The organism is Peteryoungia wuzhouensis, assembly GCF_003205195.1.
Lineage (GTDB): Bacteria > Pseudomonadota > Alphaproteobacteria > Rhizobiales > Rhizobiaceae > Allorhizobium > Allorhizobium wuzhouense.
On record NZ_QJRY01000004.1, the window covers coordinates 449,367 to 474,074 of the forward strand.

The window sequence follows — 24,708 nt, forward strand, 5'->3', positions numbered from 1 at the left end:
GCCCTTCGGGCACCTTCTCCCCGCAGGCGGGGAGAAGGCCAGGTGGCTGGCGTCGCGCTCCTCCCTCTCCCCGCTTGCGGGGAGAGGGTAGGGTGAGGGGCATTTGCAGATCGCGATGTGGTCAAGGGTGCACAGATGCGGGGTGCGAACCAGAAAAGGACAGCAAGGGCGAGAAGTCTGCGAAAGGTCGAGAACGACGCTGAGGCTGCTTTATGGAGCGAATTGCGGGCGCGGCGTCTCGGCGGATACAAGTTCGTCCGGCAACTGCCGATCGGACCATTCTTCCCCGACTTTGCCTGCCGTGAGGCTCTCTTGGTCGTTGAAGTCGATGGCAGTCAGCATGCTGATAGTGAACATGATGCAAAACGGAATGCTTTTATGAATGCCAATGGGTGGTCAGTCGTTAGGTTCTGGAACGCAGATGTACTGCGTGAACGCGAAGCCGTGCTCGATACGCTGATCGCCATCCTTGATGGTCGGATCAACCAAGTCGTACTCAGCTGTGACCTGACCTACCTCCCAGCGGAGCGGCCCGCATGAACCGTCTCCTCCAAGCCGAGCTCATCTACGGCCGCCTGCTGGCGATCCGCGAGCCGCATCTCGTTGCCCGCTACAACAAGGCGCTTGTCGCCTTTGGCCTGCCCGAGACGAAACTCACCGAATTCGACATCGACATCACCGGCTTTTCGCCACAGGTGGCCGACGAACTCGGCGATCCCGATTATCTCGACCCGCTGAAGGTCAACCGCCGCTTCGTGATCCTCACCCCGGAGCAGGACAGCCTGCCGGTGGTGCATACGAGTTTTTCCAATACCGCCGGCCTGATGCACGAGTTTTTTGCCGCAAACGCCCGGGCGATCCATGCGATCACGCTCAAGGACACGCTCTATGGCGAGATCGAGGACAGCGTATCGGAGGTGAAGACGCTCGATGATCTGCTGTCGATCAACGAGGTGAAGTTCAAGGTGCTGTCGGCCGAGGACCTGCTCGGCAAGGCCGGGGAGCTGCGCCAGCTCTGCGATGCACTGGTCACCGGCCCCGATGCCTGGCGCGACGACGACATGCTCACCCGCATGGTGGCGCTCGCCAAGGAAACCGGCGACATCAGGCAGAACACGCTGGTGCCCGATCAACTCGTCTTCCGCCACGATGCCTTCTGGGCCGATCATTTCGGCGGCGTCTTCGTGTTCGTCGACGACAAGATCACCACTGTCATCTGCGATCCGGGCGCGCCCGGCTTCCGGCGCTCGCGGCCCTGGCAGGTCAGCTATATCTCGATCGACGATACCGCACAGGTCGCCGATTTCCTGGCACGCACGGGCCGTCTCGATCTGCCACGGGCGAGCTGGGTCGAAAGCTCCGGGCTCTTTGCCCACAGGCTGGAAATGGCGCTGCTGTCCGTGGCGGCCACCCTCGATCCCGTGCCGGATCTGACGCGGATCGACCCCGTCTGGATGCAGACCTTCCTGCATCGCAATGCCCGTGCCATCAACGAAGGCGGCGTCTATCCCCTCCTGCAGGAGGCGCTCAGGACGCTGTCACGCACGGGCAATCTGCGCATGGCGGATATCGATCCGAAGTTTCGGCTCTGGCTGGTGCGCGCCGAACCCGGCCATCCCGACCAGTGGCTCACCAACCGGCTGATCGCGCATCTGACGCCGGACGATTTCGTTTCGCGCTTCGTCTTCGACAAGCAGGGCTTCTACCGCGCCTATGAGCGCTATCCGGAAGCTTATCGCGATTATGTTGTATCCCGCCTGTCCGAGACATATCTGAAGGACAAGGCCCAATTTCGCAAACGCCTCTATGGACTAGGAGATGACCATGCTTGACCCGATCATCGCGTTTTTCCAGCGCGTCTTCGCCGCGATCGGCCGGGGCGTCGGCCTGGTCGTCGCGTGGCTGCTTTGGCCGTTTCTCGCCGCGCATGGCTGGTATCGCGACCGCAGCTGGATCATCAAGGGGCCGATCCTTGGCATTCTGCTGCTCCTGATCCTCGCTTACGGCCAGTTCTTCTACCGCACGCAGATCTGGAACGACTTCGACCCGGCCTTCGTCGAGACCTACAAGCTCGATGCGCGCAAGGTTCCCGCAGGCGCGCCCTTGCCGGACCAGGCCAATCGCTGCCAGGATTCCGCCGTCGTCACGCTCGCCGCCGCGCTGACCGATCAGAACGTCAACCAGAACACCTGGATCTCGTCGACGCTCCTCTACAAGGTCGGCTTCTTCGGCATCGACTGGGACAATACCCCCTTCTTCGACAACAAGGCCTCGTTCCAGCGCGGCGTGAACCAGGTGGTGCGCCGCACCGCCATCCAGCTCGCCGACAATCTCGGCCGCGTGCGCGGAACCTCGGGGATCAACAACGACCTGCAGGATGCCCGCGGCAATATCCAGTTCGATGAAGGAACCTGGTATTTCGGCGTCGATCCCTTCGGCTTCAAGACGCCGACGCCCAGCTATTATCGCGCTGCCGTCGACAGCTGGAACCGATTCAACACGTCGCTTGCCAATTGCGAAGCGGTCTTCGATTCGCGCGCCGACAACCTCCTGCAGCTGCTGGAAGGCATGGCGAGCGATCTCGGCAACACGTCCGATATTCTTCGCCGCCGCTCCGAGGAGTTCAATGCCGGCTGGTTCGATACACGGGCCGATGATCGCTACTGGTTTGCGTTCGGCCAGCTCTATGCGCAATACGCTCTCCTGAAGGCCGCCCATGCCGATTTCGCCGATGTCATTCGCGAGCGCAATCTGACCGCCATCTGGGCCGAGATGGAGCGCCAGCTGCAGGGCGCCCTGAAAATCCAGCCGGCAATCATCTCCAATGGACGCGAGGACGGCTGGATCATGCCGACGCATCTGGCGACCATGGGTTTCTATACGCTTCGGGTTCGGTCCAACATGGTCGAGATCCGGGCGATCCTCGATCGCTGAGGCCCTCGCGCCTGCCATGACGCAAAAGGCCCGGTCGCAAGACCGGGCCTTTCGATTTCAGGATCTTGCTGCGATCAGCTGATGATCTTCATCCGGATCGCCTTGGCGACGAGCTGGGTGCGATTGACGCAATCGAGCTTGCGGATCGCATTGGTCATGTAAGCATTGACGGTATGGTCGGAGAGCGACAGGATCTGGCCGATCTCCAGCGAGGTCTTGCCCTGTGCCGTCCAGCGCACCACTTCCAGCTCGCGTGCGGACAGGACATTGGTGTTGCTCGCCGTCCGGCGCAGACGGTCGAACATGTCGAAGGCCTGCGTCGTCAGCATGGACAGTTCATTGATGTCGTGCTGCTGCAGGGGCGGGCGCTTGCCGTCATAGCGCACCACGTAGCGTGTGCCGTCAATTGCCGTCAGCGAAAACAGGATGCCGGAAAGCAGCTGGTATTTCCGCATCAGGTCTGCCAGGGGCTGCGGGCATTCGAAATCCGGACTGTGGCCGTCGGCACCCAGCCACCATGCCGCATGCATGATCGTGCGACTGATATGCGGGACGGTCGGACAATAGCGGAGGAAACCCTGGCGGTCGAATTCGCGGCAATAGTCTGCCGGGAGCGTGGTCTCGCGCACAAGCGGGCCGATGATCTTGTCTTGGCTGGTGGGAGCGACCGCCAGCGTCACGTGGTCGAGGCCGTATTCCCGGGCGGCCTGCTTCCAGCATTCCAACAGTTCCGCACGGCTTTGGCAGCTCCCGATTTCTTGGCTCAAGAGCGTCTGTCGTTGTGGCAGCATTTTTCTTGTTTCGAAAGTTGAGAACTAACTGTAGGTTTGAACAAATATATGAGTCCGAGTGAAATGCTAGGGGTTTTCGGCCCTGGGCTGCATTAATATGACTAATTTCTGACCTATGCCGTTCAAAATGGCAACTCGTCATTTCCTCCAAATTCATACGGGCAGTGCCGAACCCGCCTTCACCTCTTCCATCACCGCATAGGTGTGGGTCTCGCGCACCCCGGGCAGCGGCAGAATCACTTCCGACAGGAATTGCCGATAGGCTTCCATGCCGGCGACCCGTGCCTTGACCAGATAATCGAAACCTCCGGCGACCATGTGACACTCCATGACGTCATCCGATCTTTTTACGGCTGCGGCAAAGGTGTCGAAGACATCCGCTGTCGTGCGGTCCAGTTTCACTTCGATGAAAACGAGCAGGTTGCGGCCGAGCTTCTGCGGCGACAGGATGGCGGCGTAGCCGGTGATGTAGCCTTCCCGCGTCAGTCGGCGCACCCGTTCGGCCGTCGCCGTCGGCGACAGGTTCACGCGTTCGGCAAGCTCGATATTGGTCAGTCGCCCTTCTGACTGGAGCGCGCGGAGGATCTTGCGGTCGAGGCGGTCGATTTCTTTACTCACTCTCTAGCGATCTCCATTTCTGCAGTGAATATGCCAGAAAAATGGTTCAAGAATAGTGTGAAACACGGCAAATCCGACGATATGTTGCGGATACCACGGAGGTGACAATGATCAAGCCAGCCACGACCGATTTTCCGCGTTTCGAAGCCCCTTATGCCGGCGATGATGACCAGCTCATCCGCCATTTTGCCTCGCGGCTGTCGCTATCGGACAGTCAGAACGGGGCGATCGACCGCCGCGCCACCTCCTATATCGACGCGATCCGTAACAATTCCGGCTCGATCGGCGGCGTCGAGGACTTTTTGCGCGAATATGGGCTGTCGACGCGCGAAGGTCTGGCCCTGATGGTGCTGGCCGAAGCGCTTTTGCGCGTGCCTGATGCGCTGACCCAGGATCGCCTGATCGAGGACAAGCTGAAAGAGGGCGGCTGGAGCGAACACGAGGCGCATGGCGACAGCTGGTTCGTCTCAGCCTCTGCCTGGGCGCTGGGTCTCTCCGCCCGCGTCATCCGTCCCGGCGAGACGCCTGAGGGTGTCATGCGCGGCCTCGTCAAGCGTCTCGGCCTGCCGACCGTCCGCTCCGCCACCAAGCAGGCCATGCGCTTCCTCGGCCATCATTTCGTGCTGGGCGAAACCATCAAGGATGCGTTGTCGCGTGCAGCCAAGAGCGAAGAGCGCGGCTACCGCCATTCCTTCGACATGCTGGGCGAGGGCGCCCGTACGGCCGAAGATGCCAAGCGTTATTTCCAGTCCTATGCCAGCGCCATCGAGGCGATCGGCGCGCATATGGCCAAACACGGCAAGAGCCAGCAGCTGCCGAACCGCATGGGCATTTCGGTCAAGCTCTCGGCGCTCCACCCGCGTTATCTTGCAACCCATCGCGACCGTGTCATGCGCGAGCTTGTGCCTGATCTCCTGAAGCTTGCCCAAATGGCCAAGGCGCATCAGCTCAATTTCACCGTCGATGCCGAAGAGGCTGACCGTCTCGAACTGTCGCTTGATGTGATCGCTGCCGTTTTCGCCGATCCGTCGCTATCAGGCTGGGACGGTTTCGGTCTCGCCATCCAGGCCTATCAGAAGCGTGCGCCGCAGGTGATCGACTATATCGACACCCTCTGCCAGCAATATGGTCGCCGGATGATGGTCCGCCTGGTCAAGGGTGCCTATTGGGATACGGAAGTGAAGCGCGCGCAGGAGCGTGGTCTCGACGATTACCCGGTCTGGACCCGCAAGCCCGCGACCGATCTGTCCTACCTGCATTGCGCGGCGAAGCTCATGGAAAAGCGCGCCCGCATCTTCCCGCAGTTCGCCACGCACAATGCGCTCACCGTCTCGACGATCATCGAGCTGGCTGGCACTGACCGCACCGGCTTCGAATTCCAGCGCCTGCATGGCATGGGCGAGGCCCTCTACGACACGCTGCTTTCGGGCAATGACCGCATCGCCTGCCGCATCTACGCGCCTGTCGGCGGTTACCGCGACCTGCTGGCCTATCTCGTCCGCCGCCTGCTCGAGAACGGCGCGAACTCGTCCTTCGTTGCGGTTGCCGGCGACAAGAACATCCCGGTCACGGCACTTCTGGAGCGGCCGACGGAGAAGCTCGGCCTTGGCCATGGCCAGAGCGCCCGCCACAGCCAGATTCCGATGCCGCTGTCCCTCTATGGCGACCGCAAGAACAGCGCCGGCTTCGAATTCGGCCATCGTGACAATCTGGAGCGGCTGATGGCCCGCATTTCCCAGCCGCTGGCCGAGATCGCCGCCCATCCGCTGGTGCCCGGTGCAACCGGCGCCACGGCAGAGGAGGCCGTGCTGTCGCCGGCCGACCGCTCTCGCAAGGTTGGCTCCGTGCGCAATGCGACGCCTGCCGATGTCGACCGGGCCTTTGCCGCCGGGCGCCAGGGGTTTGCCCGCTGGTCACGGGTTACCGTCGAGGAGCGCGCCGCAACCCTCGACAAACTGGCCGACCTGCTCGAGGCCGATCGCGACCGGTTGCTGTCGCTTCTGGCGCTCGAAGCCGGCAAGACGCTGGATGACGGTGTTGCCGAAATCCGCGAGGCGGTCGATTTCTGCCGCTATTATGCAGCTCAGGCCCGCAAGCAGTTCGGTGAAGCCGAAGTCATGCCCGGCCCGACGGGTGAACTCAACCGTCTCTCCTGGCGCGGTCGTGGCGTCTTTGCCTGCATCTCGCCGTGGAATTTCCCGCTCGCCATCTTCCTCGGTCAGGTCTCGGCGGCACTCGTCGCCGGCAATGCCGTTCTCGCCAAGCCCGCGCCGCAGACGCCGCTGATCGCCTTTGAAGCCGTAAAACTCTTCCACAAGGCGGGTGTGCCCGAGGATGTGCTGATGCTCCTGCCCGGTGCCGGTGACGTCGGTGCCGCCATCGCTGCCCATCCGAAGCTCGCCGGCATCGCCTTTACCGGGTCGACGGGCACTGCTCAGGCGATCAACCGGACGCTGGCCACCAAGGACGGCCCGATCGTGCCGCTGATTGCCGAAACCGGTGGCCTCAACGCCATGATCGTCGATGCGACGGCGCTTGCCGAACAGGTGGCCGATGATGTCGTGCTTTCGGCCTTCCGGTCTGCCGGCCAGCGTTGCTCGGCGCTCAGGATACTCTATCTCCAGGAAGACATCGCCGATGGCATGCTCGAGATGATCGAGGGTGCGGCGCGTGAACTCAATCTCGGCAATCCGCTGGAGATCACCACCGATATCGGCCCTGTCATCGACGAGAAGCAGAAGGCGATGCTGGAGGCGCATATCACTGACATGAAGCGGAGCCAGAAGGTCCGTTACGCAGGCCAAGTGCCTGCGACCGGCAATTTCTTCGCCCCGCATATCGTCGAACTCGACCGGCCGGAAGCGCTGACCAGGGAGATCTTCGGCCCCGTGTTGCATGTCGTGCGCTGGAAGGCCAAGGCGCTCGACCAGGTCATCGCGTCGATCGATGCCACCGGTTACGGGTTGACGCTCGGCGTGCACAGCCGCATCGAGGCGACGATCCGTACCGTCACGGAAGCGCTCGACACCGGCAATATCTATGTCAACCGCAACATGATCGGCGCCGTCGTCGGCACGCAGCCCTTCGGTGGCTCCGGCATGTCCGGCACCGGCTTCAAGGCGGGTGGTCCGGCCTATCTCAGCCGCTTTGCGGTCGAGCAGGTGATCTCGGTGAACACGGCCGCTGCCGGCGGCAATGCCAGCCTGATCGCGATCGGCGAGGGGTGAGGGGACGTCCACCTCCCCCTTGAGGGGGAGGTCGCCGCGAAGCGGCGGGTGGTGGTGAACACCCCCCCGAGTTCGATGCGAGAGCCTGCGGGCTAGCTCCCAGCCGTCACCCCACCCCGGAGCTTTGCTCCGGCCCTCCCCCTCAAGGGGAGGGTAGAGGCCCTCAGATCTTGTCCGCGTCCCCGCCCTTCTTCTTCCCGTTCATCATCACCTCGAGATAGCCCAGCATCACCGCCGAGATGACGAAGGCGAGGTGGATGATGGTGAACCACATCAGCTTGCTGTCGGTGTACTGACTGGCGTTGAGGAAGACCTGCAGCAAGTGGATCGAGGAGATCGCCACGATTGAGGAGGCGACCTTGATCTTCAGGCTGCCGGCATCGAGCTTGCCGAGGAAGGAGACCTGGTCATCGGCCTCGTCGAAACGGCTGACGAAGTTCTCGTAGCCGGAGATCATCACCATGACGATCAGGCTGGCGACGAGGGCCGCATCGATCAGCGCCAGCATGGCGAGGATCATCTCGAAATCCTCGTAGACGAAGACATTTTTGGCGATCTTGATGAACTTGTAGCCGAAGGAGACGGCGTAAACGGCAAGTGCTGCCACCAGGCCGAGATAGAAGACGACCAGCAGCCAGCGGCTCGACAGGATGATTTTCTCGATCAACAGTTCCAGCGATTTCATCGGGGTCCTTTCGTCCGGCAATATGCCCGGACATAGTACAGGCACAGTGTGGTCGACAAGGGTCCTGCAGACCCCAGATGCCTGCCGGTCCGTGATCTTGCCGGCGTCGGCCTAGGCCGGGTCGTATCGGAAGCGGGCGCGCACTATGCCGTGGTCGTTCGAACCGTCGGCGCGATGGTTCTCGCTGTTCAAATGATCGTTCGCAATGTCCATGCCGTCGAAGGCCCAGATGCGCTTGCGGCTGTTGTCGTAGAATTCCTGGCTGACCAGGATTTGGTCGAGGGATTCGCGAATATTCTGATGGATGTGAGTGTAATACACGTCTCGCGTTGAGCGATACTGCTGCAGTGTCTGGGCCGTGTAGAGATCGGCATCACCGCCGCCGAGCGAAAGCCCCATCAGATAGCGCGGCTGTCCGGTCAGGATGTTGACCGTATTGCTCAGATCCCCGTCATTGACGTCGCCGACAATGATTGCGGGAATGTCGGTTTCCTTGATCTTGTCGGTCACGATCATCTTGAGCGCCGTGGCTTCGGCTGTTCGGCGGATCGTGGACAGGGCCGAGCCGATACTTTCAGCATGCTTCGCGTGGCTGTCTTTTTCGTACCAAGGCTCGCGATATATCTTGGTTGGCCCTTTGGACTTGAAGTGACAGACATAGACGTGGATTTCAGGTCCATTCGACAAGGGTTTGATCGTCAGATGCAGGACCGGACGCGAGAACCGGTCAACGGAGACTGCGATCTGGGGTGTTTGGCTGTCTTCGCCACGGCTCGACAGCTTGAATGTTTCGGGAAAGCTTTCGATCCAGACAGGGGTGCCGACGACCAGTCCTTTTCTGGCAGCAGCGGCACAGACGATCCGTTTGCCTGTGTGGTCGTCCGGCACGATGAGATCATAGTCGTCATTCATGCCGGCAGCGGCAAAGGCGTTCTGCAGGCTCTGACCATGCCAGAGTTCCTGAAACGCGAAAAGATCCGCTGCCATTTCCCGCAAAAGTCGTGCGGTGAACGTCTGCTTGAGCGCGTATTCCTCAACTGTCCAGGGTGTGGTCTTTTCGTAAAGCGGCAATTCCGGCTCGTTGAGATTGTACAGATTAAAGGTTGTCAAGCTGAAGGTCTGCTTGGTCATGGCACCGGCTCCCCTTTTGGTATGTCGCCATGCTAATACATCTCCAGATTGAAGTTAATACGACAGCGAAATCTCGAGGGTGGGGCGGTGCTGTGACACTGGTATAGGTATTGCCAAAAAAATACGGCGAGCGCCTTGCCAGCCCGGCTCGGTCGTCAGATCTTCTCAATCAACGAAAAGGCGCAGGGGGAAACATGACCGTACCATCGGATATCGACATCGCACGCGCGGCGTCCAAGAGGCCGATCCAGGAGATCGGCTGCAAGCTCGGCATTCCCTCGGAAAGCCTCATTCCCTACGGGCACGACAAGGCGAAGATCTCGGCGGCCTTCATACGGGGACTGTCCGACCGGCCGGACGGCAAGCTGATCCTGGTCACCGCGATCAACCCGACACCGGCAGGCGAGGGCAAGACGACGACCACGGTCGGGCTCGGCGACGGGCTGAACCGGATCGGCAAGAGGGCTGTCATCTGCATTCGCGAGCCGTCGCTCGGCCCCTGTTTCGGGGTGAAGGGCGGGGCGGCCGGCGGCGGTTATGCGCAGGTGGTGCCGATGGAGGACATCAACCTTCATTTTACCGGCGATTTCCACGCCATCACCTCGGCGCACAACCTGCTCTCGGCGCTGATCGACAATCATATCTATTGGGGCAATGAGCTCGGCATCGACACGCGCCGCATCACCTGGCGGCGGGTGATGGACATGAACGACCGGGCGCTGCGTCAGATCGTGACCTCGCTCGGCGGCGCCTCCAACGGTTTTCCGCGCGAGGCGGGCTTCGACATTACGGTGGCTTCGGAGGTCATGGCGATCCTCTGCCTCGCCACCGATCTCGAAGACCTCGAAAAGCGCCTCGGCGCGATCATCATCGGCTATCGCCGCGACAAGAGCCCCGTCTATGCCCGCGACCTCAACGCCGACGGGGCCATGGCCGTGCTGCTCAAGGAAGCGATGCAGCCAAACCTCGTGCAGACGCTCGAAAACAATCCGGCGCTGGTGCATGGCGGCCCCTTTGCCAACATTGCCCATGGCTGTAATTCGGTCGTTGCGACGAAGACGGCGCTGAAGCTTGGCGATTACGTGGTGACGGAAGCGGGTTTCGGGGCTGATCTGGGGGCTGAGAAATTCTTCGACATCAAATGCCGCAAGGCCGGGCTTGCGCCCTCGGCCGTCGTGATCGTCGCAACGGTCCGGGCGCTCAAGATGAATGGCGGTGTGGCGAAGGACGCGCTTTCTGTCGAGAATGTCGAGGCTGTCCGGCGTGGATCGGTCAATCTCGCCCGGCATCTGGAAAACCTCGCCAAGTTCGGCGTGCCGGCGGTGGTGGCGATCAACCATTTTTCCAGCGATACGGCCGAGGAGGTCGAGGCGGTGCGCAGCGTGGCCATCGGGCTTGGCGCCGAAGCCGCGCTTTGCCGCCACTGGGCCGAAGGCTCGGCGGGCATCACCGCGCTTGCCGAGGCGGTCGTGCGGATCTCCGAGACGCCCTCGCAGTTCCGGCCGCTTTATCCCGACGCATTGCCGCTCTTTGCCAAGATCGAGCGCGTCGCGACCGAGATCTACCGGGCGGGCGAGGTCACCGCCGACAAGTCGGTGCGCGACCAGCTGGCTGAGTGGGAACGCCAGGGCTATGGCCACCTGCCGGTCTGCATGGCGAAGACACAGTATTCCTTCTCCACCGATCCGACACTGCGCGGCGCGCCGGAGGGGCATGTGGTGCATGTGCGGGAGGTGCGGCTCTCCGCCGGGGCCGGCTTTGTCGTTGCCATCACCGGCGAGATCATGACCATGCCGGGCCTGCCGCGCGTGCCGTCCTCGGAAAAGATCCGGCTGAACGGCGAGGGGGCCATCGAAGGGCTCTTCTAGTCCCCGCTTTCAAGCGCCCCCGATTTCCATCGTGAACTTGTGATATTTCGATCACGGTGACGTGGATCACAATTCATGATTAGAATAATCATGTTTTATATGTTGACTCTGATAATCATGTTTTATACGGCGTGATTACGGCGAAATTTTATCCGCCGCCCCGGTTTTGACGCAATCACAGCTGGCCAGCCTGCCCCTCCTGCGGGGGCGGGACCGTATTTTGCTGGCCTTGGAAAGGACATTCGCATGAGCTCCCGGTCCGCCAGACCTCTCCTGCTCGCCTGCACCGCCCTCGTTGCGGTCTCGGCCATTCTCCCCGCCCACGCACAGGACGCCGCCACGGCGACCGGAAGTGCCAATGGTGGAGAGACCCAGCTCCAGACGATCGTCGTCAAGGGCAAACGGGTCCAAGCCGGCTCGGTGGCCGAAACGCCGTTGGCAACGGAGACGACGGCGGATCAGCTGCGCCAGAAGGAGGTGAAGGACCTCAGCGATCTCGGCAACACCACGGAGCCGGGTGTCGATTTCATCCAGGCGAAACCCGGCCGCGCGGGTGGCCTGTTCATCCGTGGCCTGACGGGGCCGCGCGTCGCCGTGCTCGTGGACGAGATCCCGATGCCCTTCCTGCAGAGCGGTGCCCGCACCAGCGCCGGTTCCCCGACCACGGGCATCAACGGCCAGCCGAGCAGCTTCGATCTCAACTCGCTCGCAGGCCTCGATGTGCTGAGAGGCGCCGATTCCAGCAAGGTCGGTTCCGGCGCTCTGGCCGGTGCGCTTTCGGCCCGCACGCTGGAGCCCGAAGACCTGATCGGCGAGGGCAAGGATTGGGGCGGTCTCGCCAAGACCGGTTATGACAGCGAGGACGACAGTTTTGGCGGTTCAGCCGCCATTGCCAAGCGGGTGGGCAGCACCTCGGTCCTCTTCCAGGGCTCCTACACCAAGGGTCATGAGACCGACAGCAAGGGCAAGAACGAGATTTTCGGCAATAGCCGGACGGCGCCGAACCCGATGGATTTCGTGCGCAACAACCTGCTCTTCAAGTTCCGGCATGAACTGGAAGGCGGTCACAGCATCGGCCTGACGGCCGAGCGCTACGACTATACCAGCGACACGAACCTCCAGTCGCTGCAGACGCGGACTTTCACCAATGCGAATGCCGCGACCACCTTCCGCGCCAACGGCTATACCGGCTGGGACGACACGCGCCGCCAAAGGGTCTCCCTCGACTACAAATTTGATGCTCCCTCGAGCGACACGCTGATCCAGGCGGCCAATCTGCGCTTCTACTGGCAGCAACTCGAAAAGGACGCCGGCTCCGACGGCTTCCGCAACAACGGCACGCGGTATGTGCGCGCCAACGAGGCCGAGGAGCGGGACTTCGGGATCATCGGGTCCGCCGTGTCCGAATTCGAGGCGGGCGGGCTTGCCCATCAATTGCGTCTGCGCGGCAATGTCGTCTCCTTCGACACGCGCCAGTACATCTCCGTGTTCCCGGCAACGGCAACCACGGTCTCGCAATCGGATATTCCGGATGTCGACGGCACGGTCGTCGGCCTGTCGCTCGAAGATCAGCTCGGCTTCGGCGATAGCGGTTTCTCGCTGACGCCCGGCATCCGCTTCGACTGGCATGATTACAATCCGCAGAACTCCGCCGCCTTCAGCAAAAATACCGGCTACAAGGCCTTCGGCCTGCCGGATGGCTCGAGCGACAGCCGGTTCTCGCCCAAGCTTCTGGCGGAATACCAGCTGACGGAGAGTGTCGGCCTCTTTGCCCAGTGGTCGATGGCCTATCGCGCGCCGACCGTCGACGAACTCTACGGCAACTTCACCAATGTGGCCGGAGGCTATGCCAGCATCGGCAATCCTGCCCTCAAGGCGGAAACCGGACAGGGATTCGAAGTCGGCGCGAAGTGGGATACGGGGGATTTCACCGGTGGCGTGACCCTGTTCCACAACACCTATGACAACTTTATCGACTCGGTCACGAGAACCGGCGTCGCGCCGCAGCCGGCGATGCTGTTCACCTATGAGAACCGCAGTGATGTCAGGATTTCGGGCGCCGAAGTGAAGGCCCGCAAGAGCTTCACCAACGGCTTCTTCGCCGAGGCATCCCTGGCCGTCGCCTACGGCGAATATGGCGATACCGATGCCCGTCTGCGCAGTGTCGCACCGCTGAAGTCGATCGTCGGCATCGGCTACGATCAGGAGACCTGGGGCACGGAACTGACCGGCATCTTCTCGGCCGCCATGCCGGATGACCATACGGCATCGACCTTTGACGCACCGGGTTATGGTGTCTTCAACCTGACCGGCTGGTGGGAGCCCGAACAGTTCAAGGGCTTGAGGATCCAGGCCGGTGTCTACAACATCTTCGACAAGACCTACTGGAATGCGGTCGGTGTCGCCTCGGTCAATCCGAACAGCGTCAGCTCCGGCAACCAGCCCGTCGACTTCTACTCGGAAGCGGGACGCAGCTTCAAAATCTCGCTCACCCAGAAATTCTGAGCGGAGCTTTCACACACAAGGAGACGGGCGGCGCCTTCGGGGCCGCCCGTCTTTCGTCTACCGGCAATAATGCAATCCGCTCTTCCGCTCGATCACGTCGAGATGCATGTGGTCCTGATGTGTCGGGTCGCTGCCGGGCGACAGCACGGTCGTGAAATATAGGCAGGCAATGGCGTTGAAGGCGCGCTGGAAGACGGCCTGCGCACTGCCGTCATCCTGCTTGGCGATCATCACGGGTTCTTCCTCGTCGCCAAAGCGCAAGGCCGCGATGTCGATCGCATTGCCATAGGCATGCTCGGAAATCTTGCCGGTTTCGGCGCTGTTCCTGTTGCGACAGACATAGCCGGAGGCCTGGCGGATGCCGGAAAGGGCCGGCTTGCCGGGGAAGGCGGCTTCGGCTGCCGGTTTCAGCATGTCGCGGGTCATGCGCGCGAGCTGCAGCGCCGTCTCGCAGCGGATCGTTGCTTCCGGCTCCAGCGTCACGTCGGGGAGGGGCTTCTTCAGAACGATCGGGCTCGCCATGCCGCAGCCACCCGCATCATCGACCCGCGGCTTCGTTTCGAAGCTCGCACCAATTGCTTTCAGATCCGCGAGGCACGCCGCGAGCATCTTCGGATCTTCCGGCGGCGGTGGCGGATCGACGGGTTCGGCTTTCTCCTCCGGTTCCTTCGCGCCCTTGTTCTCGTCCGCAGGCTCTTGCTTGGCAGGGCCCTTGTCGCTGGCTGCGTCCGGCGCCGGTGCCGGTGCCGCGGCGGGTGGCACAGGTGCTGCTCCCTCGCTCTTTCCCTTATTCTCCTTGCCGTCTTCGTCCCCGGGTTTGTTGTCCGTAGGTGGTTCGGGCTTGGGATCGGGCGTCGGAACCTCTGCCGTGTCGGCGGGTTTGCCGCTTTCCGCTGGCGCTTCCGGCTTCGCGTCCGGTGCAGGGGTCGTCGCCTCCGGTCGCTGTGTCGGCTGCGGCCCGCGCGACGGCAGTGTCAGTCCCGTGAGGATCGGCCAGGCCAGCATGAGGCCTATTGCGAGCTTCGATATCGTCTTCGTCATCTCGTCTCCGTCTCCCCCAGCCACCGGGTCGATAAGGCGCGAGCCGCCGAAAAGTTCATCATCCAAGCATGGCAAAACGCCCTTGCTAAGGCGCGGTCCGCACGCTATGCAATTCGCCATGAAGATCGTATCGAAGACCTTTGCTTGGTGGTGGGCACGCTGACGCGGCCTTGACCAGTCATGTCTTGTTGACGATTGACCCCAAAGCCGCCCGGAAACACTCCTGAGGCGGCTTTTTTGTATTCAAGGCCTGCAGGAGACGGGCCCTGAAGAATGGAGAAGGACAGACATGTCGACGATATTGCAGGAAGACGGCTCGGAAGCCTATCAGACGCGGGGTGGCGTGACCGTTACGCGCAAGCGCCGGCCGACGTCCTATGGCGATGCCATTTCGACCTATGTCGACAAGCTCGACGAGCGGCGCGGTGCGGTTTTCTCCTCCAATTACGAATATCCGGGCCGCTACACCCGCTGGGACACCGCGATCGTCGATCCGCCGCTCGGCATCTCCTCCTTCGGCCGCAGGGTCTGGATCGAGGCCTATAACGGTCGCGGCGAAGCGCTGCTCTCCATGATCGCCGAGGCGCTCGCCTCCGTCGAGGATCTGGCGCTGGGGACACGCACCGCGACCCGGCTCGATCTCGACGTGAAGCTTCCCTCGCGCGTCTTCACGGAAGAAGAACGCTCGAAGATGCCGACGGTCTTCACCGTGCTGCGCGCCATCACCGCATTGTTCCACTCGGAAGAAGATTCGGCCATCGGCCTGTTCGGCGCCTTCGGTTACGATCTCGCCTTCCAGTTCGACGCCATCGACCTGAAGCTCACGCGCCCGGACGACCAGCGCGACATGGTGCTTTTCCTCCCCGACGAGATCCTCGTCGTCGACCATTATTCGGCCAAGGCCTGGATCGACCGCTACGACTTTACCAAGGGCGCGGTCACCACTGTGGGCCAGTCGGAAGAGATTGCGCCCGAACCCTTTGAGCATACCGACACGATCCCGCCGCGCGGTGATCATCGTCCGGGCGAATATGCCGAACTCGTCGTGAAGGCCAAGGAAAGCTTCCGCAAGGGTGACCTGTTCGAGGTCGTGCCGGGCCAGAAGTTCATGGAACGCTGTGACTCGAAGCCGTCGCAGATCTCCAAGCGGCTGAAGGAAATCAATCCCTCGCCCTATTCCTTCTTCATCAATCTCGGAAACCAGGAATATCTCGTCGGCGCCTCGCCGGAGATGTTCGTGCGGGTGAACGGTCGCCGCATCGAGACATGCCCGATCTCCGGGACCATCAAGCGCGGGGCCGACCCGATCGAGGATTCGGCGCAGATCCTGAAGCTGCTCAACTCCAAGAAGGACGAGAGCGAGCTCACCATGTGCTCCGACGTTGACCGCAACGACAAGTCCCGCGTCTGCGAGCCGGGCTCGGTCAAGGTCATCGGCCGCCGCCAGATCGAGATGTATTCGCGCCTGATCCACACGGTCGACCACATCGAAGGCCGCTTGCGCGACGGCATGGACGCCTTTGACGGTTTCCTCAGCCACGCCTGGGCCGTTACCGTCACCGGTGCGCCGAAGCTGTGGGCCATGCGCTTCATCGAGAAGCACGAGAAGAGCCCGCGCGCCTGGTATGGCGGGGCGATCGGCATGGTCGGCTTCAATGGCGACATGAACACGGGTCTGACGCTGCGCACGGTGCGTATCAAGGACGGCATCGCAGAAGTGCGTGCCGGTGCGACGCTTCTGAATGACAGCGACCCGCAGGAAGAAGAAGCCGAAACCGAACTGAAGGCCTCCGCCATGATTGCAGCGATCCGTGATGCCAAGAGCGGCAACGACGCGTCTTCCAAGCGCGGCGTGGCGCGCGTGGGCGAGGGGGTCAACATCCTGCTCGTCGACCACGAGGACAGTTTCGTCCACACACTCGCCAACTACTTCCGCCAGACGGGCGCGACCGTGAACACGGTGCGCACGCCGGTGCCGGAAGAGATCTTCGACAGCCTGAACCCCGATCTGGTCGTGCTCTCGCCGGGCCCGGGTTCACCGGCTGATTTCGACTGCAAGGCGACGATCAAGAAGGCGCGGGCCCGAAACCTGCCGATCTTCGGCGTATGCCTCGGTCTGCAGGCGCTGGCGGAAGCCTATGGCGGCGAGCTGCGCCAGCTGGCGGTTCCCATGCATGGCAAGCCGTCGCGCATCCGCGTGCTCGAACCCGGCCTCGTTTTCTCCGGCCTCGGCAAGGAAGTGACCGTCGGCCGCTACCACTCGATCTTCGCCGATCCCTCGTCCCTGCACCGCGATTTCATGATCACGGCGGAGAGCGAGGACGGAACTATCATGGGCATCGAGCACACCAAGGAACCGGTCGCCGCGGTCCAGTTCCACCCGGAATCGATCATGACGCTGGGCGGCGATGCCGGCATGCGGATGATCGAAAACGTCGTGGCGCATCTGGCGAAACGGGCGAAGGTGAAGGCGGCTTGAGGGCCGATAGCGACCTGATGTTTTCTTCCATGGCCCGGTGGTTCCCCTCCACCGGGCCATTCTTGTTCTTGCGAAGGGCGGCTCTGCCAACTTGTATTGTGTCACACGCCGTGGTGGCGCTGTCACAAAGCTGCCGGTTTTCGTGACCAGAAACTTCGCGTTGTTCTTACGAGGGGATTTCTGATGTTCAAAGCGATTGTCCTGTGTGGAATGCTTGTCGTGGCTGGTTCGGCCCTTGCCGAAGAGCGCATCGTCACAATCGATGGTGGTCAGATTAGTGTTCCCGTCGGTTTGACCGTGCAGGTGAAATCCGTGACCCTGGGCGACGATGCCACAAGAATTCGACTCCTGGCGAGTTTCGATAGCCATGTGACGAATTTCGTCGAGTTGAACGGTGGCGAAAATGCCTATCTGCGCTGGGGCGATGCACCTGAGCAGCGCTTGCACATGCGCCAGGTCGGCGACAACAAATGGATGCGCGTCGTCAACGGCGAGACGATGGAAGGGGACCTCGTCTTTCCCGGAAAAATCCCAGGAGATGCCGGCCGATTGACGCTGGTCTTTAACGAGGGGAAGCCAGCCGACGATGCCGACGCTCCCGGCGTGACCATTCCGCTGGAGATCCGTCCGTGACAAGAGGCTTGCTTCTTGCCCTCACCGTACTGCTTCCTGTGCCGGCGCTTGCCTATACCGTCAGCCACGAGGGCGGTCCGGTTGGCGATATGCCGTCTCGCTTCGAGAGTATCGATTTTCCGCAATCACGTTTCGCGCCCAGACCAACGCCGAGCGACGGGAATGCCGCGGCTGGCAGTTCGTCTTTTTCCCTGAAGAACCTTGAATCAGAAGCGCGCGCGAGGACGGAGGCGTTGCTGAGCGAACTCGGCGCGCACCAGGAGGGCAGCTCCATTCACGTCAGCCTGCCGGGCGACGTCTTGTTCGATTTTGACAAATCGGACATCCGTGCGGATGCTGAGGAAATTCTTGTGCAGATGGTGACGATCCTCACCGCCTTGAAGGCGTCCCCTGTGCAGATCGAGGGCCACACGGATTCCAAGGGCGGTGACGACTACAATATCGCCTTGTCCGCGCGACGTGCGACAGCTGTCAGGGACTGGCTGTCCGACCATGGCATTGACCTGATCCGCCTGAGCACGACGGGCAAGGGAGAAGCCGAACCGGTTGCACCGAACGAGACTTCGGACGGGCGCGACGATCCGGTTGGGCGGCAGAAGAACCGCCGGGTCGAGTTCATCATTGATACGGGAGAATGAAGATGGGTCTGATCGCGTGTCCTGAATGCAATCATTCTATTTCCGATAAGGCGGTCTCGTGCCCACAATGCGGCTATCCCATGCGGGTTGCCAATGGGCGCGGTACTTGGCCATCCGTGCTCTCGGGGGTGGCGACCACTTATCTCTCAACGAATGCGGTTGTTTTGATCGTCCTTGGTGCCATCCTTTTTATCGCCTTTGCGGCGATTATGGTGGCGGTCGTCCTTTCTTCTTGATCGGCGTTTGCCGGGAAGAGAGGCGCAGCACAGGCACTATCCCGGAAGTTCCCGCTTAGGCATGCCCTGTGCACACCGGCCCATTCCGCCTTGACCTTTCCTCAACCCTTCGCCATTACACTGCCGATATCAACCGAACCGCCCGCTCTTGCCGGGCGGTTTTGTCGTTTTTGGAATTGCGTCTGCAATTCACTCGCATCTGCAGGGAATGAAGCCATGGCGGCGAACGAAGACAATCTGGTGCGCAAGCTCGCCTTCTGGGGCATTCCGCTCTCTTTCGGGGTCATGGGCCTGAAGCTGCTCGCCTGGTGGGTCACCGGCTCGGTGGCGCTGCTGTCCGACGGCCTGGAATCCACCGTCAACGTGATCGCCGCCTTCCTCGCCTATTTCGTCATTCGTTATGCGCAGAAGCCGGCCGACGACGATCACCCTTACGGGCACCACAAGGCGGAATATCTGTCGGCCGTTCTGGAAGGCGTGCTGATCGTGGTCGCGGCGCTTCTCATCATCCGTGAAGCGGTGCCGGCGCTCTATGCGCCGTCCCTGCCGGAAGCGCCCTATCTCGGCCTGGCGATCAATGCTTTGGCCGCCGTCATCAATGCCGCCTGGGCGAGCCTGCTCATCCGCGTGGGCAAGAGCCATCGCTCGCCGGCGCTGTCGGCGGATGGGCAACACATCATGTCCGACGTCGTCACCTCCGGCGGTGTTCTGATCGGCCTGGTGCTGGTGCTCTTCACCGGCTACGCCATTCTCGATCCGGCACTCGCGATCCTGGTTGCGCTCAACATCATCTGGCAGGGCTGGAAAGTCATTTCCCATTCCGTCGCGGGCCTGATGGATGTCGCGGTGTCCTCGGATGAAGCCGAGGCGATCCGGGAGGCGATCAAGGAGAATTCGGAAGGATCGCTCGGCGTGCATTATCTGCGCTCGCGCCGCGCCGGGGCTGTCACCTTCGTCGCCTTCGACCTCGTCGTGCCCTCGAAGATGACCGTGCGCGACGCCCATGTCATCTGCGACCGGCTGGAAATGGCCGTGCACAAGGCGGTGCCCGGCACCCGCGTCACCATTCATGTCGAACCCGAAAACGAGATGGCGCATGGCGCCGGCGTCGAACTCGGGCGTTAAAATCAAAGGATCCCATCATGAGCAAGACCGATGTGTCCGGCCTGACCCAGCTCGGCCAGAGCGCGGATGCGCCCACCAGCCCCGAAACGGCCGTGCTGGAGCGCGTGCCGAACGGCAATGCCGGCACCGATTATGTCGTGCGCTTCACGGCCCCCGAATTCACTTCGCTCTGCCCGATGACCGGGCAGCCGGATTTCGCCCATATCGTCATCGACTACATCCCCGGTGACTGGCTGGTGGAATCGAAATCGCTGAAGCTCTTCCTCTTCGCCTTCCGCAACCACGGCGCCTTCCACGAGGATTGCTCGGTCTATATCGGCAAGCGCATCGTCGAGCTGCTCGATCCCAAGTGGCTTCGCATCGGTGCCTACTGGTATCCGCGCGGCGGCATTCCGATTGATGTCTTCTGGCAGACGGGTGCTCCGCCGGAAGGCGTGTGGCTGCCCGAGCAGGGGGTTGCCACCTATCGCGGGCGCGGCTGATCCTGGTGGTGCCGGGTGACTTCGGCCGCCCGAAGCGCTAGCCTCCGGTCTTCTGTTCAGACCGGAGGCCCCGCATGCCGAAATATCTCGCCGTCTATACGATGAAGCATGAGGACTTCGCCCGCTTCCGGGCGCTGTCCAAGGCGGAACAGGATGCGATCGACGCCGAGGGTGTTCCGAAATGGATGGAATGGGAAGAGAGAAATGCCACCGCCATCCTCAATCGCGGTGGCATGGTGGGCAAGACGACGCGCATCACCCGAGACGGCATAACGCCTGCAACAAACGCGATCTGCGGCTATCTGATCGTCGAGGCTGAAACGGCCGAGGCGGCGGCCAAGCTTTTCGAAGACCATCCGCATATCACCGTCTTTCCCGGCGATGGCGTCGACATCATGCCCTTCGTCACCGATCCGCCGGTGTGAGACGGGCAGGGGAAACGGAGCCGCCGAGCATCCGCGATATACCGTCTAACCATTTATTGACAATATGCCGATATTCGTTTGTTCGACAAATGGTCACGGATGAGAACATCATCCGGACAGTCCTTGTTCTCCGCGGTTGACCGCCGAGGGGCATTTCAAGCCGTGACGGGTATTCCCTGACGGCAGTGCGCATCCGGTTGCCGCAAGTCTCGTTCTTCGGCCCAATGAATGGGCTTCCCAACTTTTTTCGATTGTGAGCCAGGCGCGTCAACAGCGCAGCCTTGCCTGCGAAAGGTGTCGACCGGTGCCGCCGTCATACGCGGCGGCGGCGCGATGTCCTGCGCCCTGGCTCGCGTTTTCTTCCTGCCCGAAAGGTACACTGCATGTTGGAAAAGCTCACGATCAGAAGCAAGGTGCTTTGCGCTTTGCTCGCCCTGGCGATCATGTCCACGGCGACGTCCGCCTGGCTGACCGTTGCCCTCAACTCGACCAACCAGAGCTATCAGAGCTTGCTCACCCGCGAAGCCGATCTGACGATCCTCGGCGCGCGCGCCTCGGCCGCCATCTGGACGTCGGTTTCCATGTCGCTGCGCATGGCGGACATGGACCCGAAGTCCGAAGCCTACGCGGCGCTTGCCGAGCGCTATGAGAAGAACTTCAAGACGGCTTACGAACGTTATGGTCGGGTCAGCAGCGAGCTTCCCAGCCGTGCCGATGCCATGAAGGAACTGACGGACTTCATCGGCCAGCTGAAGGGGAATCTCGACGAGATGCTGGCCGCCGCCGTCGCCGGGGACCAGCAGAAGGTCGCTGCGCTGCAGTCTCGCCACGAAGATCTGTTCGCCCAGTTTTCGACGCTCAGCGGCAACCACAATCAGGCCATGCAGACGCTCCTGAACGACGGAACGGCTGCTCTCGGCGCTTCCGTGCAGTCGACCACCTGGTCGAGTGTCACCGGCGTCGCTCTCGGTCTCGTCATCGCCCTTGCCTTCGCGCTCTACATCTCTCAGGTCGGGATCACGCGGCCGATGCTTCGCCTGCGTGCCCGTCTGGCCGCGCTCGCCACAGGCCAGGTCGAGGAAGCCATTCCGGGCCTCGAGCGTTCGGATGAAATCGGTCAGATCGCCCAGGCCGCCGAAATCTTCCGGACCAATGCCAAGGATCGCATTCGTCTGGAGCAGGAGGCCGAGGCCAATCGCAGCATCAGCGAACAGGAACGTCAGGCGCGCCAGGAGCAGGCGCTGAGGGAAGCCCAAGACGTGAAGTTTGCGGTCGACCACCTCGCGCAGGCTTTGTCAAAGCTCGCCGAGGGCGATCTTTCCTTCCGCATCCAGCAGCCCTTCGTCGCGTCGCTGGACGGGGTTCGCACGGACTTCAACAACTCCGCTGCCAAGCTCGAGGATACCCTGTCGCAGATCGCGGCCAATGCGCGCGGCATTGATGCAGGCTCGAACGAGATCAAGTCCGCAGCCGACGATCTTTCCAAGCGCACCGAACAGCAGGCGGCTGCCGTCGAACAGACCGCGGCAGCCCTTGAGGAGATCACCACCACCGTCAAGGATTCGACGAAGCGCGCGCAGGACGCCGGACATCTCGTCTCGCGTGCCAAGTCGGGCGCGGAGGAATCCGGCGACATCGTCCGCCGCGCCGTGATTGCGATGGAAAAGATCGAGCAGTCCTCGCAGTCGATCTCCAACATCATCGGCGTGATCGACGAAATCGCCTTCCAGACCAATCTTCTGGCGCTCAATGCCGGCGTCGAAGCCGCCCGCGCCGGTGATGCCGGCAAGGGGTTTGCGGTTGTCGCGCAGGAGGTGCGTGAACTCGCCCAGCGGTCCGCCACGGCCGCGAAGGAGATCAAGGCGCTGATCACGACCTCCAACGAACAGGTCCAGGAAGGCGTGCAACTGGTGGGTCATACCGGCAAGGCGCTGGAGACGATCGTCGCCGAGGTCCAGGAAATCAACCGCCACGTTCTCGCCATCGTCGAATCCGCCCAGGAGCAGTCGTCCGGCCTCCAGCAGATCAACACGGCTGTGAATCAGATGGATCAGGACACGCAGAAAAATGCAGCCATGGTCGAGGAAACCACGGCTGCAAGCTACAGCCTGGCACAGGAGGTGGTTGCCCTGAACAGCCTGCTGGCGCAGTTCCGATTGGTCCAGCAGGGCAGTGCGGCGCCCTCCCGGCCGCGTGCCGCCGCCGCCCACGAGGTCCAGAGACCATCCCCGGCCAAGGCGCTGACCCGCAAGCTCGCGACCGCCTTCCAGGGCAATGCCGCCGTCAACAGCGACTGGGAAGAGTTCTGATCCCTTCAAGTCTCGGGACATGTGAGATCAGGGGCGGCGCGGGCAATCGCGCTGCCTTTTTCATCGGCGGTTCATCCTGAGGGTCAGCGCTCGCTCACAGCGTCTGTGCCGCGCTGATCGAGGAGACGAAGCGCCGGGTTCGCTCGCGCTGAGGAGCGCGGAAGATCTGCTCGGCGCTGCCGGTTTCCACCACCTGGCCGGCTTCGAGGAACACCACCTGGTTGGCGATCTTGGAGGCGAGCCTCAGATCGTGGGTGGCCATCACCATGGTCGTGCCTTCGGAGGCGAGTTTGCCGAGAACCTCCACCACTTCGCCCGCCAGTTCCGGATCGAGCGCGGAGGTCGGCTCGTCGCAGAGCAGGACCTTGGGCGAGGGGGCAAGCGCTCTTGCGATCGCCACGCGCTGCTGCTGCCCGCCGGAGAGCTCTGCGGGCCAGGCTTCGATCTTGTGACCCATGCCGACCTTGTCCAGAAGTTCGACCGCGCGTGCGCGCGCCTTGTCGCGCGACCACTTCTGCACCGTGATCAGGCCTTCCATCACGTTCTCGATCGCCGTTCTGTGCGGAAAGAGCTGAAAGTTCTGGAAGACCATGCCGGTCTCGCAGCGGATCTTCTGGATCTCGGCGAAGGGCGGCTTCCGGCCGGGCGAGAATTCCACCCTGTTGTCGCCGATCTGGACTGCACCCGAGGTTGGCAGTTCGAGCAGGTTGATCGAGCGCAGCAGCGTGCTTTTGCCCCCGCCGGAGGGGCCGACAAGCGCCGTCACGCTGCCTTCGGGGAAGGACAGCGAGATGTCGTTCAGGATCGTGGCTTCGCCGAAACGCTTGACGATGTTGGACAGCGTGATCATCGGTTGGCCTCCAGCATGCCGCCATAACGGCCGAAACGCGTTTCCAGTCGGGATTGAAGATTGGAGAGCACCGAACTCAGCGCGAGATAGATCAGCGCCGCCTCGATATAGAGGATCAGCGGCTCATAGGTCGTCGCAACGATGCGCTGGGCCGACTGGAAGAGTTCCGGCACGGTGATCGCGGCTGCCAGGGACGTGTCCTTGACGAGCGAAATGAAGGTGTTCGACAGGGGCGGCACGGCCACGCGCGCGGCCTGCGGCAGGATGGTCCTGCGCATGGCCTGGTTCCAGTTCATGCCGGTCGAATAGGCGGCTTCCCACTGGCCCTTCGGCACCGAGGAAATGGCCGCGCGGATGATCTCCGACGAGTAGGCGCCGATGTTGAGCGTGAAGCCGATCAGCGCCGCTGGAAAGGCGTCGAGCAGGATGCCGATGCTCGGCAGACCATAGAAGATGACGAAGAGCTGCACGAGAAGCGGCGTGCCTCTGATCACCCAGACATAGAAGCGGGCGATCATCACCAGCGGCTTGGCTGCGAACAGGCGGGTGACGGCCGTGATGAGGCCCAAGGTCAGGCCGAACGCGAAGGAGAGGAGCGTCAGCGGAATGGTGAATTTCACCCCGGCCCAAAGCAGGGTCGGCAGCGAATCGAGCATCAGTTGGAGCCAGTGCGGCATGGGGGGTGTCCTTGGACGGTGGACTGAAACGGAACGCAGCAGAGACGCCGAGCG

Annotated in this window: 21 protein-coding genes; 14 read left to right on the forward strand and 7 right to left on the reverse strand. The window is 62.1% G+C overall.

Annotation, left to right across the window (positions count from 1 at the left end; all coding sequences use genetic code 11):
• Window positions 1-135 precede the first annotated feature (135 nt).
• From DMY87_RS13755 to DMY87_RS13765, 3 genes are read left to right on the forward strand one after another with little or no spacing between them, the layout of a single operon-like run.
• Entirely contained in the window at window positions 136-540 is a 405-nt protein-coding gene (locus DMY87_RS13755; RefSeq protein WP_110792233.1) for an endonuclease domain-containing protein, read from the forward strand.
• Window positions 537-1,832: a DUF6638 family protein gene (locus DMY87_RS13760; RefSeq protein WP_110792092.1), complete on the forward strand. Its 1,296-nt coding sequence runs from the start codon at window positions 537-539 to the stop codon at window positions 1,830-1,832. The genes DMY87_RS13755 and DMY87_RS13760 overlap by 4 nt, the downstream gene beginning before the upstream one ends.
• Window positions 1,825-2,934, forward strand: coding sequence for a DUF2333 family protein (locus tag DMY87_RS13765; RefSeq protein ID WP_110792094.1), 1,110 nt, complete (start codon window positions 1,825-1,827; stop codon window positions 2,932-2,934). Before DMY87_RS13760 ends, DMY87_RS13765 begins: the two co-directional genes overlap by 8 nt.
• Before the next feature lie 74 nt (window positions 2,935-3,008).
• Here the strand turns inward: DMY87_RS13765 and DMY87_RS13770 are convergent, their stop codons facing one another.
• Window positions 3,009-3,701 (reverse strand): helix-turn-helix transcriptional regulator, encoded by a 693-nt coding sequence (locus tag DMY87_RS13770; protein ID WP_110792235.1) that lies wholly within the window; start codon window positions 3,699-3,701, stop codon window positions 3,009-3,011.
• Between the two features lie 177 nt (window positions 3,702-3,878).
• A complete protein-coding gene (locus DMY87_RS13775; protein WP_110792095.1) occupies window positions 3,879-4,343 on the reverse strand; it encodes an Lrp/AsnC ligand binding domain-containing protein in 465 nt (154 codons plus the stop codon).
• 107 nt (window positions 4,344-4,450) lie between these two features.
• Here DMY87_RS13775 and putA point away from each other — a divergent pair, with 107 nt between their 5' ends.
• On the forward strand, window positions 4,451-7,570 hold the full coding sequence (gene putA, locus DMY87_RS13780) for a bifunctional proline dehydrogenase/L-glutamate gamma-semialdehyde dehydrogenase PutA (protein ID WP_110792097.1): 3,120 nt from the start codon (window positions 4,451-4,453) through the stop codon (window positions 7,568-7,570).
• Window positions 7,571-7,733: 163 nt separating this feature from the next.
• Here the strand turns inward: putA and DMY87_RS13785 are convergent, their stop codons facing one another.
• Together DMY87_RS13785 and DMY87_RS13790 are read right to left on the reverse strand one after the other, a co-directional pair.
• On the reverse strand, window positions 7,734-8,255 hold the full coding sequence (locus DMY87_RS13785; protein WP_110792098.1) for a TIGR00645 family protein: 522 nt from the start codon (window positions 8,253-8,255) through the stop codon (window positions 7,734-7,736).
• Between the two features lie 111 nt (window positions 8,256-8,366).
• Window positions 8,367-9,386, reverse strand: a complete 1,020-nt coding sequence (locus DMY87_RS13790) for an endonuclease/exonuclease/phosphatase family protein (RefSeq protein ID WP_110792100.1) — start codon at window positions 9,384-9,386, stop codon at window positions 8,367-8,369.
• Between the two features lie 194 nt (window positions 9,387-9,580).
• Between DMY87_RS13790 and DMY87_RS13795 the strand changes: the two genes are divergently transcribed.
• The gene (locus DMY87_RS13795) at window positions 9,581-11,254 is read left to right on the forward strand and encodes a formate--tetrahydrofolate ligase (RefSeq protein ID WP_110792102.1); all 1,674 of its coding nucleotides are present in this window, start codon (window positions 9,581-9,583) and stop codon (window positions 11,252-11,254) included.
• A gap of 246 nt (window positions 11,255-11,500) precedes the next feature.
• Complete coding sequence (locus tag DMY87_RS13800; protein WP_110792103.1) at window positions 11,501-13,759, forward strand: TonB-dependent hemoglobin/transferrin/lactoferrin family receptor; 2,259 nt, start codon at window positions 11,501-11,503, stop codon at window positions 13,757-13,759.
• Window positions 13,760-13,816: 57 nt separating this feature from the next.
• Here the strand turns inward: DMY87_RS13800 and DMY87_RS13805 are convergent, their stop codons facing one another.
• On the reverse strand, window positions 13,817-14,800 hold the full coding sequence (locus DMY87_RS13805; protein WP_165826227.1) for an extensin-like domain-containing protein: 984 nt from the start codon (window positions 14,798-14,800) through the stop codon (window positions 13,817-13,819).
• Between the two features lie 289 nt (window positions 14,801-15,089).
• On the opposite strand from DMY87_RS13805, the gene DMY87_RS13810 reads away from it, so the two are divergent.
• The 8 genes from DMY87_RS13810 to DMY87_RS13845 all read left to right on the forward strand — a co-directional run bounded on the left by DMY87_RS13810 (window position 15,090) and on the right by DMY87_RS13845 (window position 23,127).
• Window positions 15,090-17,279 (forward strand): anthranilate synthase, encoded by a 2,190-nt coding sequence (locus DMY87_RS13810; protein ID WP_110792107.1) that lies wholly within the window; start codon window positions 15,090-15,092, stop codon window positions 17,277-17,279.
• Between the two features lie 183 nt (window positions 17,280-17,462).
• The gene (locus tag DMY87_RS13815) at window positions 17,463-17,912 is read left to right on the forward strand and encodes a hypothetical protein (RefSeq protein ID WP_110792108.1); all 450 of its coding nucleotides are present in this window, start codon (window positions 17,463-17,465) and stop codon (window positions 17,910-17,912) included.
• A complete protein-coding gene (locus DMY87_RS13820) occupies window positions 17,909-18,550 on the forward strand; it encodes an OmpA family protein (protein ID WP_133253019.1) in 642 nt (213 codons plus the stop codon). Before DMY87_RS13815 ends, DMY87_RS13820 begins: the two co-directional genes overlap by 4 nt.
• A 2-nt stretch (window positions 18,551-18,552) precedes the next feature.
• Complete coding sequence (locus DMY87_RS13825; protein ID WP_110792112.1) at window positions 18,553-18,786, forward strand: zinc ribbon domain-containing protein; 234 nt, start codon at window positions 18,553-18,555, stop codon at window positions 18,784-18,786.
• 216 nt (window positions 18,787-19,002) lie between these two features.
• A complete protein-coding gene (locus tag DMY87_RS13830; protein WP_110792114.1) occupies window positions 19,003-19,911 on the forward strand; it encodes a cation diffusion facilitator family transporter in 909 nt (302 codons plus the stop codon).
• A gap of 17 nt (window positions 19,912-19,928) precedes the next feature.
• Window positions 19,929-20,393 carry a preQ(1) synthase gene (gene queF, locus DMY87_RS13835; protein WP_110792115.1) on the forward strand — a complete coding sequence of 155 codons (465 nt, stop codon included), beginning with the start codon at window positions 19,929-19,931 and terminating at the stop codon, window positions 20,391-20,393.
• Between the two features lie 74 nt (window positions 20,394-20,467).
• Window positions 20,468-20,818, forward strand: coding sequence for a hypothetical protein (locus DMY87_RS13840; RefSeq protein WP_110792117.1), 351 nt, complete (start codon window positions 20,468-20,470; stop codon window positions 20,816-20,818).
• A 383-nt stretch (window positions 20,819-21,201) separates the two neighbouring features.
• Window positions 21,202-23,127, forward strand: coding sequence for a methyl-accepting chemotaxis protein (locus DMY87_RS13845; RefSeq protein WP_110792119.1), 1,926 nt, complete (start codon window positions 21,202-21,204; stop codon window positions 23,125-23,127).
• A 94-nt stretch (window positions 23,128-23,221) separates the two neighbouring features.
• On the opposite strand, the gene DMY87_RS13850 is transcribed toward DMY87_RS13845, so the two are convergent.
• Both DMY87_RS13850 and DMY87_RS13855 read right to left on the reverse strand, forming a co-directional pair.
• Window positions 23,222-23,977 carry an amino acid ABC transporter ATP-binding protein gene (locus DMY87_RS13850; protein ID WP_110792120.1) on the reverse strand — a complete coding sequence of 252 codons (756 nt, stop codon included), beginning with the start codon at window positions 23,975-23,977 and terminating at the stop codon, window positions 23,222-23,224.
• Window positions 23,974-24,654: an amino acid ABC transporter permease gene (locus DMY87_RS13855; RefSeq protein ID WP_110792122.1), complete on the reverse strand. Its 681-nt coding sequence runs from the start codon at window positions 24,652-24,654 to the stop codon at window positions 23,974-23,976. Before DMY87_RS13855 ends, DMY87_RS13850 begins: the two co-directional genes overlap by 4 nt.
• Window positions 24,655-24,708: the final 54 nt, after the last annotated feature.